This is a genomic window from Novosphingobium sp. GV079, assembly GCF_003058045.1.
GTDB classification, from domain to species: domain Bacteria; phylum Pseudomonadota; class Alphaproteobacteria; order Sphingomonadales; family Sphingomonadaceae; genus Novosphingobium; species Novosphingobium capsulatum.
The window spans coordinates 70,965-86,571 of the sequence record NZ_QBUE01000006.1; the positions used below are offsets into that span (position 1 = coordinate 70,965).

General features: G+C 65.7%; 11 protein-coding genes. 8 read left to right on the plus strand and 3 right to left on the minus strand.

Translation table 11 applies throughout. The features are described 5' to 3' along the window. The first annotated feature begins 39 nt into the window (after positions 1-39). The 4 genes from C8K14_RS10120 to C8K14_RS22360 all read left to right on the plus strand — a co-directional run bounded on the left by C8K14_RS10120 (position 40) and on the right by C8K14_RS22360 (position 4,521). Positions 40-1,122, plus strand: a complete 1,083-nt coding sequence (locus C8K14_RS10120) for a PLP-dependent cysteine synthase family protein (RefSeq protein ID WP_233251014.1) — start codon at positions 40-42, stop codon at positions 1,120-1,122. An 85-nt stretch (positions 1,123-1,207) separates the two neighbouring features. Beyond that, positions 1,208-2,761, plus strand: a complete 1,554-nt coding sequence (locus C8K14_RS10125) for an aldehyde dehydrogenase (NADP(+)) (RefSeq protein ID WP_107716574.1) — start codon at positions 1,208-1,210, stop codon at positions 2,759-2,761. A 78-nt stretch (positions 2,762-2,839) separates the two neighbouring features. Further along, positions 2,840-4,144 (plus strand): nicotinate phosphoribosyltransferase, encoded by a 1,305-nt coding sequence (pncB, locus tag C8K14_RS10130; RefSeq protein WP_054130373.1) that lies wholly within the window; start codon positions 2,840-2,842, stop codon positions 4,142-4,144. Between the two features lie 92 nt (positions 4,145-4,236). Next, the gene (locus C8K14_RS22360) at positions 4,237-4,521 is read left to right on the plus strand and encodes a hypothetical protein (RefSeq protein WP_133726790.1); all 285 of its coding nucleotides are present in this window, start codon (positions 4,237-4,239) and stop codon (positions 4,519-4,521) included. A 114-nt stretch (positions 4,522-4,635) separates the two neighbouring features. Here C8K14_RS22360 and C8K14_RS10135 read toward each other — a convergent pair whose 3' ends face one another. Then, positions 4,636-6,030, minus strand: a complete 1,395-nt coding sequence (locus C8K14_RS10135) for a nicotinate phosphoribosyltransferase (protein ID WP_107716575.1) — start codon at positions 6,028-6,030, stop codon at positions 4,636-4,638. Positions 6,031-6,178: 148 nt separating this feature from the next. On the opposite strand from C8K14_RS10135, the gene C8K14_RS10140 reads away from it, so the two are divergent. The 4 genes from C8K14_RS10140 to C8K14_RS10155 are packed head-to-tail and all read left to right on the plus strand — an operon-like array spanning position 6,179 to position 11,038. Further along, positions 6,179-6,700, plus strand: a complete 522-nt coding sequence (locus C8K14_RS10140) for a 2Fe-2S iron-sulfur cluster-binding protein (protein ID WP_054130375.1) — start codon at positions 6,179-6,181, stop codon at positions 6,698-6,700. Continuing rightward, positions 6,697-7,668, plus strand: a complete 972-nt coding sequence (locus C8K14_RS10145) for a xanthine dehydrogenase family protein subunit M (protein WP_107716576.1) — start codon at positions 6,697-6,699, stop codon at positions 7,666-7,668. The genes C8K14_RS10140 and C8K14_RS10145 overlap by 4 nt, the downstream gene beginning before the upstream one ends. A 5-nt stretch (positions 7,669-7,673) precedes the next feature. After that, complete coding sequence (locus C8K14_RS10150) at positions 7,674-9,926, plus strand: xanthine dehydrogenase family protein molybdopterin-binding subunit (RefSeq protein WP_107716687.1); 2,253 nt, start codon at positions 7,674-7,676, stop codon at positions 9,924-9,926. A 14-nt stretch (positions 9,927-9,940) separates the two neighbouring features. Further along, entirely contained in the window at positions 9,941-11,038 is a 1,098-nt protein-coding gene (locus tag C8K14_RS10155; RefSeq protein WP_107716577.1) for a catalase family protein, read from the plus strand. 21 nt (positions 11,039-11,059) lie between these two features. Here C8K14_RS10155 and C8K14_RS10160 read toward each other — a convergent pair whose 3' ends face one another. After that, entirely contained in the window at positions 11,060-13,339 is a 2,280-nt protein-coding gene (locus C8K14_RS10160; protein ID WP_107716578.1) for an FdhF/YdeP family oxidoreductase, read from the minus strand. Between the two features lie 121 nt (positions 13,340-13,460). Beyond that, positions 13,461-15,605 (minus strand): catalase, encoded by a 2,145-nt coding sequence (locus C8K14_RS10165; RefSeq protein WP_107716688.1) that lies wholly within the window; start codon positions 15,603-15,605, stop codon positions 13,461-13,463. Between the last annotated feature and the right edge of the window lie 2 nt (positions 15,606-15,607).

Here is a 15,607-nt window from a genome sequence, read left to right on the forward strand (position 1 = left end):
GATATTGAGCAGGGGGTTTTTGCAATGCACGCACGGCAGATGGCAACGGTCGGAATGGACACGGCGCCGCGCCGCTGGGCCGATTGGGCCATCGCGCGCATCGAGGCGGACTATGCCCGCAGCGCCGATACCCACCTGATCCCGCTTGATCTGCCTGCGCTGCCCGGCGTTGCCATCTACCTCAAGGATGAAAGCAGCCACCCGACCGGCAGCCTCAAGCATCGGCTGGCGCGCTCGCTGTTCCTGCACGCGCTGTGCAGCGGCTGGATCAGCGAAGGCACGACCGTGGTCGAGGCCTCGTCCGGCTCCACCGCCGTATCAGAAGCCTATTTCGCGCGCATGCTGGGCCTGCCGTTCGTTGCAGTGATCCCCGCCACCACCGCGGCCGAGAAGATCGCCGCGATCGAGGCGCTGGGTGGGCAATGCCACAAGGTGGCCGATCCCAATGCCGTTTATGGCGAGGCGCAGCGCCTGGCTGACGAGCGCGGCGGCCACTACATGGACCAGTTCACCTTTGCCGAACGCGCGACGGATTGGCGCGGCAACAACAACATCGCCGAAAGCATCTTTGCCCAGATGCGCCGCGAGCCGGCGCCGATTCCCACGTGGATCGTGTGTGGTGCCGGTACGGGCGGCACCTCGGCCACGCTGGGCCGCTTCGTGCGCTATCACCGCCACGCCACGCGCATCTGCGTGGCCGATCCAGCCCATTCGGTATTTCACCGCCACTGGCACGATCGCACCATCATGCGCAAGGATGGCGCCTGTAGCGTGATCGAGGGGATCGGCCGGCCGCGCGTGGAACCCTCGTTCGTGCCCAATGTGATCGACCGGATGGAAGTGGTCGAAGACGCCGCTTCGATCGCGGCGGCGCGGGCGCTGTCACGCCACCTTGGCCGGCGCGTGGGTGGATCGACCGGCACCAACCTGATCGCCTGCGCGCGGCTGGCGAGCGAGATGGCCCGCGCCGGCCAGCAGGGCTCGATCGTCACACTGCTGTGCGATTCCGGGGAACGCTATGCCTCCACCTGCTTCAACGATGCCTGGCTGGCCGGGCGCGGGCTGGTTATCACCGATGAAGAGGCACGGATCACGGCCTTTCTCACCCACGGGCAATATTGATGGTAGCGCAACCAAACTGAACACCCTATCTGCCGTGGCCAGACCGCGCGGCCTGCCGCGCACAACGGCAAAGGAACTTGCGCCCATGAACGGTGCCTATCTGATCGGCGGGGAAAACCGCACCAGCAGCGAAACCTTCACCGGCGTGGCCGCCGCCACCGGCCAGGCGCTGGACGGCGATTTTGCCGTGACGCCGCTGGCCGATATCGCGCAGGCCTGTGCCCTGGCGGGCGCGGCATTCGATGCCTATCGCGAAACCACGCCGGCCGCGCGCGCTGCATTCCTGGAAGCGATTGCCACCGCGCTGGAAGCCCGCGCCGAGGCAATCATCGCCCGCGCCATGCTGGAATCCGGCCTGCCGCAGGGCCGGCTGGCGGGTGAACTGGGCCGCACCACCGGCCAGCTCCGGCTATTTGCCACGGTCGTGCGCGAAGGCACCTGGGCCGGCGCGATGATCGAGCCCGCCCTGCCCGATCGCCAGCCCCTTCCCCGCCCGGCGCTGGCCTCGCGCGCGATTGCAGTTGGCCCCGTGGCGGTGTTCGGCGCATCCAACTTCCCGCTGGCGTTCAGCGTTGCCGGTGGCGACACCGCCTCTGCCCTTGCCGCCGGCTGCCCGGTGGTGGTCAAGGCACACCCGGCCCACCCCGGCACCTCGCGTCTGGCGGGCGAAGCCATTGCCGAGGCCGTGGCCCAGTGCGGCCTGCCCGGCGGCGTGTTCAGCCTGGTCCAGGGGCCAGGCAACGACATCGGCACCGCGCTGGTGGCCGATCCGGCGATCAAGGCCGTGGGCTTTACCGGTTCGCGCCGGGGTGGCCTCGCGCTGATGGCCGTGGCCGCCGCGCGGCCCGAGCCGATTCCGGTCTATGCCGAAATGTCGTCGATCAATCCGGTCCTGCTGTTTCCTGCCGCGCTCGCCGCCCGCGCCGAAGACCTGAGCAAGGCCTATGTCGGCTCGCTCAGCCTGTTTGCCGGGCAGTTCTGCACCAATCCGGGTCTGGTCATCGCGCTCGACAGCCCCGATCTCGACCGCTTCCTCGCCTCGGCCGCGCAGGCGCTGGCCGGCGTCGCGCCGCAGGTCATGCTGACCGGCGCCATCGCGGCGGCCTATGCCAAGGGGATCGCCACGCTTTCTGGCAGCGAGGGCGTGACCGTGGTGGCCGCCGGCAGCGATGGCGATGCGCAACAGGGCGCCGCGCGCCTGCTCACCGTCGATGCCGCCCACCTGCTGGCCAATCCCGCGCTGACCGAGGAAGTGTTCGGCCCATCGTCGCTGGTGGTCCGCGCGCAGAGCACCGACCAGATCGCCCAACTGCTCGAAGCGCTGGAAGGCCAGCTGACCGCCACGCTGCACCTGGACGAGGCAGACCATGCCCTCGCGGCTCCGCTCATGCCAGTGCTGGAACGCAAGGTTGGCCGCATCCTGGCCAATGGCTGGCCCACCGGCGTGGAAGTGAGCCGCACGATGGTTCATGGCGGGCCGTTCCCCGCCACCAGCGACGGGCGCACCACCTCGGTTGGCGCCATGGCGATCCACCGCTTCCTGCGCCCGGTCTGCTACCAGGCGCTGCCCGATGCGCTGCTGCCCGCCGCGCTGCAGGCCACCAACCCGCTGGGCCTGCCGCGCCAGACCTTTAGCTGACCACGTTCCGCGCCTGCCCGCACAGCATGGTGGGCAGGCGCATCTTCCCATGCGCGAACAATGGCGTATGGACAGGGCATGACGTTTACCGACATTGCCCGGCGCACTTACGATCACAATTTCCGGCTCGATCCGATCGTGCGCAGCCTGCTCGATACCGATTTCTACAAGCTGCTGATGCTGCAGATGATCCGGCATGTGCACCCGGATGTGGCCACCACCTTTTCGCTGATCAACCGCACCACCAGCGTGCGCCTGGCCGATGTGATCGACGAGGCGGAACTGCGCGCGCAGCTCGATCACGCGCGCACGGTGCGGTTCACCAAGAAAGAGCTGATCTGGCTGGCCGGCAACAGCTTCTATGGCCGCCAGCAGATGTTCGGCCCCGATTTTCTGGCATGGCTGGCTGATTTCCATCTGCCCGAATACGAATTGCGCCGGCACGATGGGCAGTTCGAACTGCATTTCGCCGGCCCGTGGACCCACACCACGATGTGGGAAATCCCCGCCCTGACGATCATCAACGAACTGCGCTCGCGCGCGGCACTGCGCGACAAGGGCAAGTTCGCGCTCGATGTGACCTATGCCCGCGCCAAGGCCAAGCTGTGGAACAAGGTGGAGCGGCTGCGCACCCTGCCCGATCTGGTCCTTTCCGATTTCGGCACGCGGCGGCGCCATGGTTTCCTGTGGCAACGCTGGTGCGTCGAGGCGCTGAAAGAAGGCCTGGGCGAGCGCTTCATCGGCACGTCCAACGTGCTCCTGGCGATGGACGCCGATCTCGAGGCGATCGGCACCAATGCCCATGAACTCCCGATGGTTGCTGCGGCATTGGCGCAAAGCGATGCCGATCTCGCCCGCGCGCCCTATCGCGTGCTGGAAGAATGGCGCCAGCATTACAACGGTAACCTGCTGATCGCCCTGCCCGATGCCTTTGGCACCACCGCGTTCCTGCGCCACGCGCCCGATTGGCTGGCCGGCTGGACCGGCTTTCGCCCCGACAGCGCGCCGCCCATTCCCGCTGGCGAGCAGATCATCGCCTGGTGGCAGGCGCACGGCGTCGATCCGCGCCAGCGCCTGCTGATCTTTTCCGACGGGATGGACGTGGACACGATCGAGCAGACCTATCGCCACTTCCACGGCCGCGTGCGGATGAGCTTTGGCTGGGGCACCAATCTCACCAACGATTTCCGCGGCTGCGCCCCCGATGGCGATACCGCGCTCGAACCGATCTCGCTGGTCTGCAAGGTCACCAGCGCCAATGGCCGCCCCGCAGTCAAACTATCGGACAACCCCGCCAAGGCCACCGGCGATCCAGCCGAAATCGCCCGCTATCTGCGCGTCTTCGGCACCGAAGGCTTCGCGCCGGCGCCGATCAGCGTGTGAGCGATGGAGCGGCGTTTGAGCGCTGGGATGCGGCCAGTTGCGTGGATTGCAAACTGCGCTAGGATAGGTTCTCCAGCCGCAGGAAAAACGTTATGACCGATATCTTCGGCGCAATGTCGCAATTCATTTTATTCGCGATTCTGTATTTTTCTGTCAGGTTTTCTTGGAAGCGCAGCACAAGATTTGCGATTGGCATTTCACTCTGCGCCGTGTTCATCGGGCAATTTCTTTTCCCAATGCACTTTGTCGTTCGATCCGCGGTAGGAAAGCCGCTCGAAATGACCCTGCGACTAGCCAACTTGCTTGTCATAATCCTTTATGTAATTCATCCAGTGCGAGCCCGTCGTCGCGCTTCAGCACCGGAAATTGACCGCTAAGCTCCAAAACCGTACGAGCGAGTTCCACGCGCCCGCATGCGCTTGCTTATTTCAAACGGAATAGCTGGTCCCCGGATCAAGTCCGGGGTCCCGCTTGATCTTTTGCATGAGCGGCTACCCACCCAATCCTGCCTTGGCCCGCGCGCGCACGGCGTCGAATGTATGCCGCACCAGCATTTCGCCATTGCGCCACACCGGCACCAACAGGTCATCACCGGGCGCCACCGCATCGCGCCGCGCGGCGACCATCGCGCCATCGCGCAGCACCACCGCCTGGCGCCCGGCCTTGCTGGCCTTGGCGGGATCGGTGGCAGGATGCTTGAACACGTCATGCCACACGCCGTGCGCATCAAGCATGGCATTGGCTTTCATGGCAAAGCGCAGCGTATCGCGGTTGACCTTCTGCAACAGGCCGGCGCCCATGCCAAAGGCGATATTGTCGATGGCAAAGCCTGCCGCGATCAGCCGCTCGATCAACCGGCCGATGGTTTCGGCGGTCATGCCGTCGCCCTGGATCACCCGCACATGGGGGTCGAGCACGCGAAAGCCCTTGGCGTTGGTCGTGCCGCCAAAGGCATCCCATAGCTTGGCAATCGTGCGCAGCGGGGTTTCGATCGGATCGCCGCTGTCGGGGCGCACTACCAGCGTACCCTGGCGGGCCAGAACATGGTCGCGCAGCGTGCTGCCCCAGATGTCTTGCACTGCCGCGTCCAGGTCATAGCTGTCGGATACCACGGCAACCAGCCGCCCAGGGCCATCGAATGCGTCCAGCATGGTGCGATAGGCATCTGCCTCGCGCGCTTCGCCCCAGCTGGTCATCGTGCTGTGTTCAGCCGCCGGAATGGAAAAGCCGGCCATGTCTGCCCCGTAATAGCGGCGCGCGGCGAGCAGCCCTTCCATCGTGTCGGTGCCCTGGAAGTTGACGAGGTGCGCCAGGCCGCCCAGCCCGGCGCTTTCCCCGCTGCTCACCCCGCGCGCGCCAAAATCGTGGAGCTTGAACGGCAGTTGCCCGTCCACGTCCTCGCTCGTTTGCTCCAGCCCGGCGCGGATCACCTGGCGGCATTGCCAGCTCATCGTGGCAACCGTGCTGGGATACCACACCGCGCGCAGCAGCGCGGTTTCGACAAAGGTGGTAAGCCAGGGCATGCGCGGATCGGTATTTTCCACCTGCACCAGCGGCACACCCGCCGGCACCACGCTGCCTTCGGGCAAGGCGCGGATTTCCAGCGGCAGGTGGCCGCCGTGGTCATCCACGATCGCCTGCCAGCCAGCGCGGTTGAACGGCACGCCGTGCGCGGCGCATACGGCCTCGGCCTCGTCGATATCCGCCCCGGTCACCGCGCGGCCCAGGTAATCGATCAGATAGGGTTGCAGCCCCAGGAACAGGACCACGTCGCTCGCCCCACCGGCCCGCGCCTCCACATAGGCGCTGATCACCCGCGCTTCGGGTGGATATTGGCGAAAGTGGCTGTGCTTGTAGCTGTCGGTGGCCAGGATCGGGTTGGTCATGATGGGAATTTCCCTCACACGCCACGCCGCGCGCGGCAAGCCCTGCGCGCGCGGCTGCCGCTGCCCTTTCTGCCCGGTGCAGGATCGTTGCCGCCTGTTGCGCGTTCGAACCGCACATTCTCCCCCAAGACGAGGACCGCTTCCGGCCATGGCCCCCACTTTGCCAACCGCGCACGTCAACGGCCAGCCGCAGACGCTGCCCCAAGACCCCCGCCGCACTCTCCTCGATTGGCTGCGCCACGACCTGGGCCTGACCGGCACCAAGAAGGGCTGTGATCATGGCCAGTGCGGCGCTTGCACCGTGCTGGTCGATGGCAAGCGCATCAATTCCTGTCTTTCGCTGGCCGCGCTGCATGACGGCGACAGTATCGAAACGATCGAGGGCATCGGCACGCCCGACGCGCTTGCCCCGCTGCAGAAGGCGTTCGTATCGCATGATGGCTATCAGTGCGGCTATTGCACGCCCGGCCAGATCTGTTCGGCCAAAGCGCTGATGGCCGAACTGGCCCAGGGCTGGCCCAGCGCGGTCAGCGCCGATGTGGCCGCCCGTCCCATCCCCACCGCCGAAGAACTGCGCGAGCGGATGAGCGGCAACCTCTGCCGCTGCGGTGCCTATTCCAACATCATCGCCGCGCTGGAAGAAGTCATCGGGGCGGAGGCGCTGGCATGAAGCCCTTCACTCTCGATCATGCCGCAAACGCAGCGGCCGCGCTCAGCGCCATGGGCCAGGGCGCGACGGCGATTGCCGGCGGCACCAACCTGGTCGATTTGATGAAGCTGCAGGTGGCAACACCCGAACGCCTCATCTCGATCCGCCGCACCGGGCTTGACGACATCAAGCCCGATGGCGCGGGCCTGCGCATCGGCGCGCTCGTCACCAATGCCGATTGTGCGGCAGACATGCGCGTGCGCCAGGATTGGCCGCTGCTTTCCCAGGCGATCCTGGCCGGCGCCAGCCCGCAATTGCGCAACCGCGCAACCACCGGCGGCAACCTGTGCCAGCGCACCCGCTGCGGCTATTTCTATGATACCACGCAGGCCTGCAACAAGCGCGCGCCCGGCAGCGGCTGTGCGGCGCGCGATGGGTTCAACCGCATCCATGCCGTGCTCGGCACCAGCGATAGCTGCATTGCCACGTATCCTGGCGACATGGCCGTGGCCTTGCTCGCGCTCGATGCCGTGGTCCTGACCGAAGGCCCGTTCGGCCCGCGTCAGATTCCGCTGGCGATGTTCCACCGCGAGCCGGGCGATGACCCCACGCGCGACAACGTGCTGCAGCCCGGCGAGCTGATCACGGCAGTGCGCCTGCCCGCGCCGACCGGCGGTGTTCAGGTCTATCGCAAGGTGCGCGACCGCGCATCCTATGCGTTTGCTCTGGTGTCCGTCGCAGCCGACGTGACCATGGAAGAAGGCCGCATCGCGCGCTGTGCGCTGGCTTTTGGCAGCCTCGGAACCGTGCCGTGGCGCGACAGCGCCGTGGAAGCGGCGTTGGTAGGGGAAAAGCCCTCTCCCGCCCTGTTCGATCAGGCTGCCGAAATCCTGCTGCGCCAGGCGCGCGGGTTTGGCGCCAACGATTTCAAGATCCCCCTTGCCGCGCGGGCCCTGGCCGCGACGCTGGCCCAAGCGACGAAGGGTTGAACACCATGCACCTTCCCCTGTCAGACATGTATAACCAGCCCGACGAACGCAATCTGCTCGACCAGATGCGCCAAGGCGTGATCGGCCAGCCGCTCGATCGCCCCGAAGGCCCGCTCAAGGTCAGCGGCACGGCCACCTATGCCGCCGAATGGCGCATCGATGGCTGCGTTGAAGGCGAGCTGGTGCTGGCCAGCATAGCCCAGGGCCAGGTCAGCAAGATCGACAGCGACGCGGTGCTGTCGCGCGAGGGCGTGATCGCGGTGATCGCCGATCCGGCGATGACGCGGCGCCCGGCGCAGGGCATGGCGGCCAAAGCGCCGCAGCAGGATGCGGCGAAGGTGGAATACTTTGGCCAGCCCGTGGCGCTGGTGGTGGCGCAAACCTTTGAGCAGGCGCGTGACGCTGCCCTGGCCCTGCCGATCGACTATACCGACGCCGACGGCGATCCCGTGCCGTTCGATCCGGCCGCGCCGGGTGTGAAGGTGGAAGCGCCATCCAGCAGCAAGCCGGTTGAGGGCGGTGACCTTGACCAGGCGATGCGCGACGCGGCCTTTTCCGTGGACGTGGAATACGACACCCCCGGCCACGCCAGCGCCGCGATGGAGCCCCACGCCACGATCGCGCAATGGCAGGGCGACAGCCTGATCCTGCACGGCAGCTATCAGATGCTGTCCTACAACGTGAAGGAAATTGCCGACTGCCTGGGCCTCTCGGCCGACAAGGTGCGGATCATCGCACCCTATGTTGGTGGCGGTTTCGGCTCCAAGCTGGGCATCACCCATGAAGCGGTCGCGGCTGCAATCGCCGCGCGTGAATTGGGCCGCCCGGTGCGCGTGGTGATGAGCCGGCAACAGGTGTTCCAGACCGTGATGCGCCGCTCCGAAACGCGGCAGCGTGTGCGCCTGGCGGCCGATCCCGCCGGCCGGTTGATCGGCCTGGGGCATGAAGCACTGGTATCCAACCTGCCCGGGGAAAAGTTTGCCGAGCCGGTCACCCAGGCAACCGAGTTCCTTTATGGCGGCGAAAACCGCCTGCTAAAGGTGGAAGTGGCGCGGATCAGTCGCATGACCGCCGGATCGGTGCGCGCGCCGGGTGAAGCGGTGGGCATGCAAGTGCTCGAAGCGGCGATGGACGAACTGGCCGAGAAGATCGGCATTGATCCGATCGAACTGCGCAAGCGCAATCTGCCGGCCGAAGTTCCGGTGGCCGGCACGCCCTATTCGTCGCGCATGTTGACACAGGCGCTGGAACAGGGGGCTGAAGCGTTCGGGTGGAGCGCGCGCCAGGACCGTCCCTGCCAGACGCGGGACGGCGATTGGTGGATCGGCATGGGCGTGGCGAGCGCCGCGCGCGTCAACATGATGGTGCCGGCCAAGGCACAAGTCACGCTCAAGGCAGACGGCAGCGCGGTGGTGGAATCCGACCAGACCGATATCGGCACCGGTTCCTATGCCATCCTCGGCCAGATCGCCGGCGAAATGCTGGGCCTGCCGATGGCGCGTGTCGACGTGAAGCTGGGCGACACCGTCCACCCGGCTGGTGCCGGTTCGGGCGGGAGCTTCGGCGCCATCTCCACCGGATCTGCCGTGATGTATGCCTGCGAGGCGATCCGCGCCAAGCTGGCCAAGGCGCTGGGTTGCGACGCCGATGCACTGGTTCTGAAAGACGGCATGGCCAGCGGCGGCAACGCGCCAGCACGCCCGCTGCGCGATCTGCTGAACGGCGAAGACATCGCGGAAACCGGCACGATCAAGCCGGGCAAGACGGCCAAGTCATTCTCGCAGGCCAGCTATGGCGCGTTTTTTGCCGAGGTGGCGGTCCATGCGTTCACCGGCGAGGTACGCGTGCGGCGGATGACCGGCGCGTTTGGCTTTGGCCGCGTGCTCAATGCCAAGACCGCGCGCTCGCAATGCCTGGGTGGCATGGTCTGGGGCATCGGCAGCGCGCTGACAGAGGAGCTGGCGTTCGATACCCGCGACGGGCACCTCGTCAACCATGACCTGGCCGAATATCACGTGCCGGTGCATGCCGACGTGCCGGCGATCGAGGTGATCCTGCTGGAAGAACGCGATGCCGCAGCCAGCCCGCTCCAGGCCAAGGGCGTGGGCGAATTGGGCATTTGCGGCGCAGCCGGCGCCATTGCCAACGCGGTTTACAACGCCTGCGGCGTGCGCGTGCGCAGCTTCCCGCTCACGCTCGACAAGATCCTGCCCGCCCTGCCCGATCCGTTCGCTTCCGGCGCAGACACTGCGCTTTGAAAGGAATACCGTCGATGACCAATCCCCCCATCGCCTACTCTGCTGACCTCGAACAGATCGAAGACAACGAAGCGGAAACCGACGCCTCGTTGGAAAAGTCGTTCGATCATATCCTCGAAACCACGGCGCAGGACTATGGCCGGCCGGTGCGCGCGGTTCATGCCAAGGCGCACGGCCTGTTTGAAGGCACGTTCACCGTCGATGCCAACCTGCCGCCCGAGCTTGCCCAGGGGCTGTTTGCCCAGGCGGGCCGTTATGACGCGGCGCTGCGCATCTCCACCAATCCGGGTGATATCCTGGATGACAATGTCGTGCTGCCCCGTGGGCTTGCATTGAAGGTTACCGGGGCGCCGGGTGAATATCTCGGCACTGCCGAGGATGACGCGCAGGATTTCCTGTTCGTCAACAGCCCGGTATTTGCGACCGCGCGGGCCGATCAGTTTGCCGGCAAGCTCAAGCTGCTGGCCGCCACCACCGATCGCGCGCCGGGTGCCAAGGTGGCGCTGTCAACTGTGCTGGGCTTCATCAACAGCGCGCTGGGCAAGGTCGGCCTGGAATCAGGTACCCTGGCCGCCATGGGCGGCGCGCCGCAGGTTCACCCGCTGGGCGAAACCTATTTCTCCACCACCCCGTTCCGCTATGGCTATCACGTTGCCAAGTTCCGCCTGCGCCCGCTTTCCCCCGCGCTCACCGCGCTGTCGGGCCAGGTGATCGACACCAGCGGCCGGCCCGATGGCCTGCGTGAAACTATCCGCGAGGACGCCACGAACCTGACCGGCGAATGGGCGTTCGAAGTGCAGTTGCTGCGCGATCTCGATCGCCAGCCGGTGGAAGATGCCAGTGTGGAATGGCCTGAGGAGGTCTCGCCTTTCGTCCAGGTAGCAACGCTGCGGGTGGAACCGCAGGACAGCTGGAGCGCCGACAAGGTGCAGCGGATCGATGAAACCCTGCACTTTTCGCCGTGGAACGGGTTGGAGGCGCACCGTCCGCTCGGCGGTATCAACCGCGCGCGCCAGCGCGCCTATCGTCATTCGGCTGATTTCCGGGTGGCAGCACAGCAAGGCTGCCCCGTGGCGCATGGCGAGGCACCGGCATCCGAACCGGCCGCCTGACGGCGGCCGGAATGCGGCCGGTCAGGCCTCGATCCTGACCGGCACGCCCTTCGATGCCGGCGTGTCTGACAGCTTTTCGCGCAGCGACAGCGGCACCAAGGCATTGAGTTCGGGGAAATAGCCCGCCACCGTGCCCGCCGGCAGGTCATAGGGCACGACCTTGAGCCCGCCCACCGCACGGCGCGTGGCCGGATCGGCGGCCGTCACCAGGGTGATGCGCTGCCCTTCAGCCAAGCCCAGCCGGGCGATTTCCTGCGGCGCCATCAACGCGATGGTCCGCTCTCCCGAAAGACCGCGCAGTCGGTCGTTCATGCCATAGACCGTGGTGTTGAACTGGTCGTTCGACCGCAGCGTGACCAGGCGCAGCGTATCGTCTGCCTCATCCTGCGGGCCGGCGTTGAGTACGCTGGGGTCGGTAAACTCGGCCCGCCCGCTTTGGGTATGCCAGACCCGGCGGCGGGCATCGTTGCCGCGGAAAAACCCGCCGGGCTGATGCATGCGCCGGTCCATGTCGAAGAACTCCTTGGGATAGGTCCGCGCGATCAGATCGCGAATGCGCGCATAATCGCCGCGCCATGCGTCCCACTGCCAGCGCGGGTTTTCCGGCAGGCTGGCCTTGGCCAGTTCGCAGATGATCGCCGTCTCGCTCAGCAGGTGCTCGCTTGCCGGCTTGCGCTTGCCCATCGAGCTATAGATGTGGCTGAAACTGTCCTCGATGCTGACGAACTGGTTGCCGCTGTCCTGGATATCCTCTTCCGAGCGGACCAGGCAGGGCAGGATCCAGCTTTCCTTGCCCGGCAACAGGTGCGTGTGGTTGAGCCGGGTGGCGATGTGCACCGTCAGGTCCATCTCGCGCCAGGCGGCATGGATTTGGCCGTGATCGGGCACGGCCATGGCCAGGTTGCCGCCCAATCCAACATAGGCGCGGTTCTTGCCGGCCTGCAGCGCTTCCAGGAACTTGGCCGTGTTGTGCCCATCCTGCGGCGGGGTTTCCAGCCCCAGCACGGTGCGATAGGTTTCCACCGGCGCCAGGGCCACCTTTTCGGTAATGCCCACGGTGCGCTGGCCCTGCACGTTGGAATGGCCGCGAATGGGCGAACAGCCGGCACCGGGACGGCCGATATTGCCGCGCAGCAGCAGCAGGTTGACCAGCATGCCGATCGCTTCGCTGCCGTGCACCTGCTGGGTCAGCCCCATGCCATAGATGCCGATCACCGCCTTGGCATCGGCATAGACATCGCCGGCTGCTTCCATCTCGGCGCGGGTCACACCGCTCGCCACCTCCAGCGCGTCCCAGCCGGTAGCATCCAGCTTGGCCCGGAAAGCCTCGAAACCATGGCAATGTGCGTCGATAAACCCTTGATCGAGCAGGCCCGCTTCTCGCTCGGCACGCGCCAGCACATGCTTGCACACGCCCATCAGCGCGGCGATATCGCCGCCAGGACGCACCTGCAGGTAAAGATGGCTCAGCCGCGTCGCCTTGCCCGTCAGCATTTCCAGCGGGCTTTGCGGATTGACGAATTCGACCAGCCCCGCTTCCTTGAGCGGGTTGAACGTCACGATCTTGCAGCCGCGCTTCACCGCTTGTTGCAGCGGATGGAGGATGCGCGGCGAATTGGTGCCGGGATTTTGACCCAGGTAAAAGATCGCGTCGCACTGCTCCAGGTCTTCCAGCTGGCACGTGCCGACCGGCGAGCCGATCACCTTCTTGAGACCGACCGACGTGGTCTCGTGGCACATGTTGGAACTGTCGGGCAGGTTGTTGTGCCCCAGCATGCGCGCGAATGCGGCGTAGAGATAGCTCGGCTCAAGCGCCGCCTTGCCGCTGGCGTAAAAGGTCATCGCCGCAGGATCGATCTGGCGCAGCCGCGCGCCGATCGCGGCAAAGGCTTCTGCCCAGCTGGCGCGCAGGTAGCGGTCGCTGGCAGGGTCATAGCGCAGCGGCTCGGTCAGGCGGCCTTCGCGTTCAAGTTCATTGGCGCTCAGGCCCCACAGCGAACGGACGGTGTGCTGTTCAAAGAATTCGGGCGTGCAGCGCGCGCTGGTCAGGTCCCACAGCGTTGCCTTGGCGCCGTTTTCGCAGAACTCGAACTTGGCCGGCGTCGGCGGCTTGATCCACGCGCACGAGGTGCAGGCCGTGCCATCCGGCTTGTTGAGATGCGCCAGTGTTTCCAGCGCGCCGGGGCCCGCCCGCTGCGACAGTTCGGTGGCGGCAATCCCTTCCAGCGATCCCCATCCCCCGGCTGCTTCGGGCACCTCGATCGCTTGTGCCTTGGCTTCCGGGGTCTGGGGCTCAGTCATGATCGGCTCATCCTGTCTAAAGGGTCGGCGGCACAATGAAAATTCAAGAAATCACAACGGCCATCACCCCGGATTTGATCCGGGGTGATGGTAACGTTTCACTCTTTTACCGCTTGCGGGATCAAGCCAGGGCGCGGACCTTTGGCTCGCGGGCAAAATGGCGCACCGGCCCCACCTTGATCAGGTCTTCGTTGGGCACCACGCCATCGTCCTTTTCCACACCGGCCTTGTCCAGGATCACTTGGGTGCCGGGGCAGTGGGCAATCGTCTTGCAATGGCCATAGGCGTCCATGAACCATTGCACCGCCGCGCCCTGGCGCGCCAGTTCGGCTGCCGCTTCGGGCATCAGGACCGAGGCGACGGCATCGAACATGATCGAGGGTGAACCATCAAGCTGACCATCGGCCTTGAGCGTGCCGCCCTTGACGGCAATGCCGCCCACCTTCGGCGCCACCAGGAATACCGATCCGCCGGCACCCTCAATGTCCTTCTTGAGCGTGTCGATCGCCGCCTTGTCCGATCCGTCCGCAAACAGGATGCCCACCTTGCGGCCTTCGAAGGTCTTGCGGGCCTGCTTCTGGATCGACAGCGCATCTGACGGCTTCATCGCCGTAACGGCACGCGCGGCGGGTGCCTTTTCCGGCAGGTCCATCGCCAGGCCCTTGGCCACGCGGCTGGCCAGTTCCTCGTCCACATTTCGCAGGCGCGACAGCACACGCTTGCGGATGTGCTCCAGGCTCACCTTCGACAGTTCGAATACGAGGGCTGAGGCGATATGCGCCTGCTCGCTTTCGGTCTGCGAATGGAAGAACAGCGCAGCTTGGCTATAGTGATCGGCGAAAAGCTCGGGCCGCACGCGCAGCTTTTCGGTGGGATCGTTGCGCTCGCCGTTTTCCCGGAACGAGGTGAACCCGCTATCCGGATCGGCCCGCGGTCCGCTGGCTTCGCCCGCTTCATTCAGCGAGTTGGGCTCGTAATTGGCGCGGCCGGTGGGCACCAGCGTCTGCATCAGGCCATCGCGCTGCATGTTGTGGAACGGGCACTTGGGCGCGTTGATCGGGATCTGGTGGAAGTTGGTCGTGCCGAGACGCGATTTCTGCGTGTCGAGGTAGGAAAAGAGGCGGCCCTGCAGCAGCGGATCGTTGGAAAAATCGATGCCCGGCAAAATGTTGGTGGGCAGGAATGCCACCTGCTCGGTCTCGGCAAAGAAATTGTCGACATTGCGGTTCAGGGTCATGCGGCCAACGATTTCCACCGGCACGTCTTCCTCGGGCACCAGCTTGGTCGCGTCGAGCACGTCATAGGGCTGCTTCGCCGCCCATTCCTCGTCAAACACCTGCACACCCAACTCCCAAGCGGGATAGGCGCCGCTGTCGATCGCTTCATACAGGTCACGGCGGTGGAAATCGGGATCGGCACCAGCGATCTTGACGGCTTCGTCCCAGATCAGCGATTCCAGGCCCTGCACCGGCTTCCAGTGGAACTTGACGAAGCGGCCCTTGCCCTTGGCATCAACCAGGCGGAACGTGTGGACGCCGAAGCCTTCCATCGTGCGCAGCGTGCGCGGAATGGCGCGATCGCTCATCGCCCACATGATCATGTGCATGGATTCCGGCATCAGGCCGACGAAATCCCAGAACGTGTCATGCGCGCTGGCCGCCTGGGGATAGCCGCGATCCGCCTCCATCTTCACCGAGTGGATCAGGTCGGGAAACTTGATCGCATCCTGGATGAAGAACACCGGGATATTGTTGCCAACCAAGTCCCAGTTGCCTTCGTCGGTGTAGAACTTGACGGCAAAGCCGCGCACGTCGCGCGGGGTATCGACTGAGCCAGCCCCGCCCGCGACGGTCGAAAACCGCACGAACACCGGGCAGGTCTTCCCCTTTTCCTGGAACAGCCCGGCCTTGGTCAGTTCGGGGATCGCGCGGGTCACTTCGAACACGCCGTGCGCGCCCGATCCACGCGCGTGGACGATGCGCTCGGGGATGCGCTCGTGATCGAAGTGGAAGATCTTTTCGCGAAGGATGAAGTCTTCCAACAGCGCCGGGCCGCGCGCGCCGGCCTTGAGGCTGTTCTGGTTGTCGGCCAGGCGATGGCCGAAATTGTCGGTCAGATAGCCATCGGCCGGGGCACCCGTCGCTGCATCCTGATGCGTTTCCCCGCCACTGCCGGCGCGGGTTTCGTATCCTGCGTTTCCGGCGCCGGGCTGATGATCATGCAGCGCATTACTCTGCGCGGGCGAAGACTTGGGGGGCTTGGTCATGG

Coding starts and splice junctions, on each gene's coding strand:
- C8K14_RS10120 (WP_233251014.1), top strand. CDS start 40: ATGGCAACGGTCGGAATGGACACGGCGCCGCGCCGCTGGGCCGATTGG.
- C8K14_RS10125 (WP_107716574.1), top strand. CDS start 1,208: ATGAACGGTGCCTATCTGATCGGCGGGGAAAACCGCACCAGCAGCGAA.
- pncB (WP_054130373.1), top strand. CDS start 2,840: ATGACGTTTACCGACATTGCCCGGCGCACTTACGATCACAATTTCCGG.
- C8K14_RS22360 (WP_133726790.1), top strand. CDS start 4,237: ATGACCGATATCTTCGGCGCAATGTCGCAATTCATTTTATTCGCGATT.
- C8K14_RS10135 (WP_107716575.1), bottom strand. CDS start 6,030: ATGACCAACCCGATCCTGGCCACCGACAGCTACAAGCACAGCCACTTT.
- C8K14_RS10140 (WP_054130375.1), top strand. CDS start 6,179: ATGGCCCCCACTTTGCCAACCGCGCACGTCAACGGCCAGCCGCAGACG.
- C8K14_RS10145 (WP_107716576.1), top strand. CDS start 6,697: ATGAAGCCCTTCACTCTCGATCATGCCGCAAACGCAGCGGCCGCGCTC.
- C8K14_RS10150 (WP_107716687.1), top strand. CDS start 7,674: ATGCACCTTCCCCTGTCAGACATGTATAACCAGCCCGACGAACGCAAT.
- C8K14_RS10155 (WP_107716577.1), top strand. CDS start 9,941: ATGACCAATCCCCCCATCGCCTACTCTGCTGACCTCGAACAGATCGAA.
- C8K14_RS10160 (WP_107716578.1), bottom strand. CDS start 13,339: ATGACTGAGCCCCAGACCCCGGAAGCCAAGGCACAAGCGATCGAGGTG.
- C8K14_RS10165 (WP_107716688.1), bottom strand. CDS start 15,605: ATGACCAAGCCCCCCAAGTCTTCGCCCGCGCAGAGTAATGCGCTGCAT.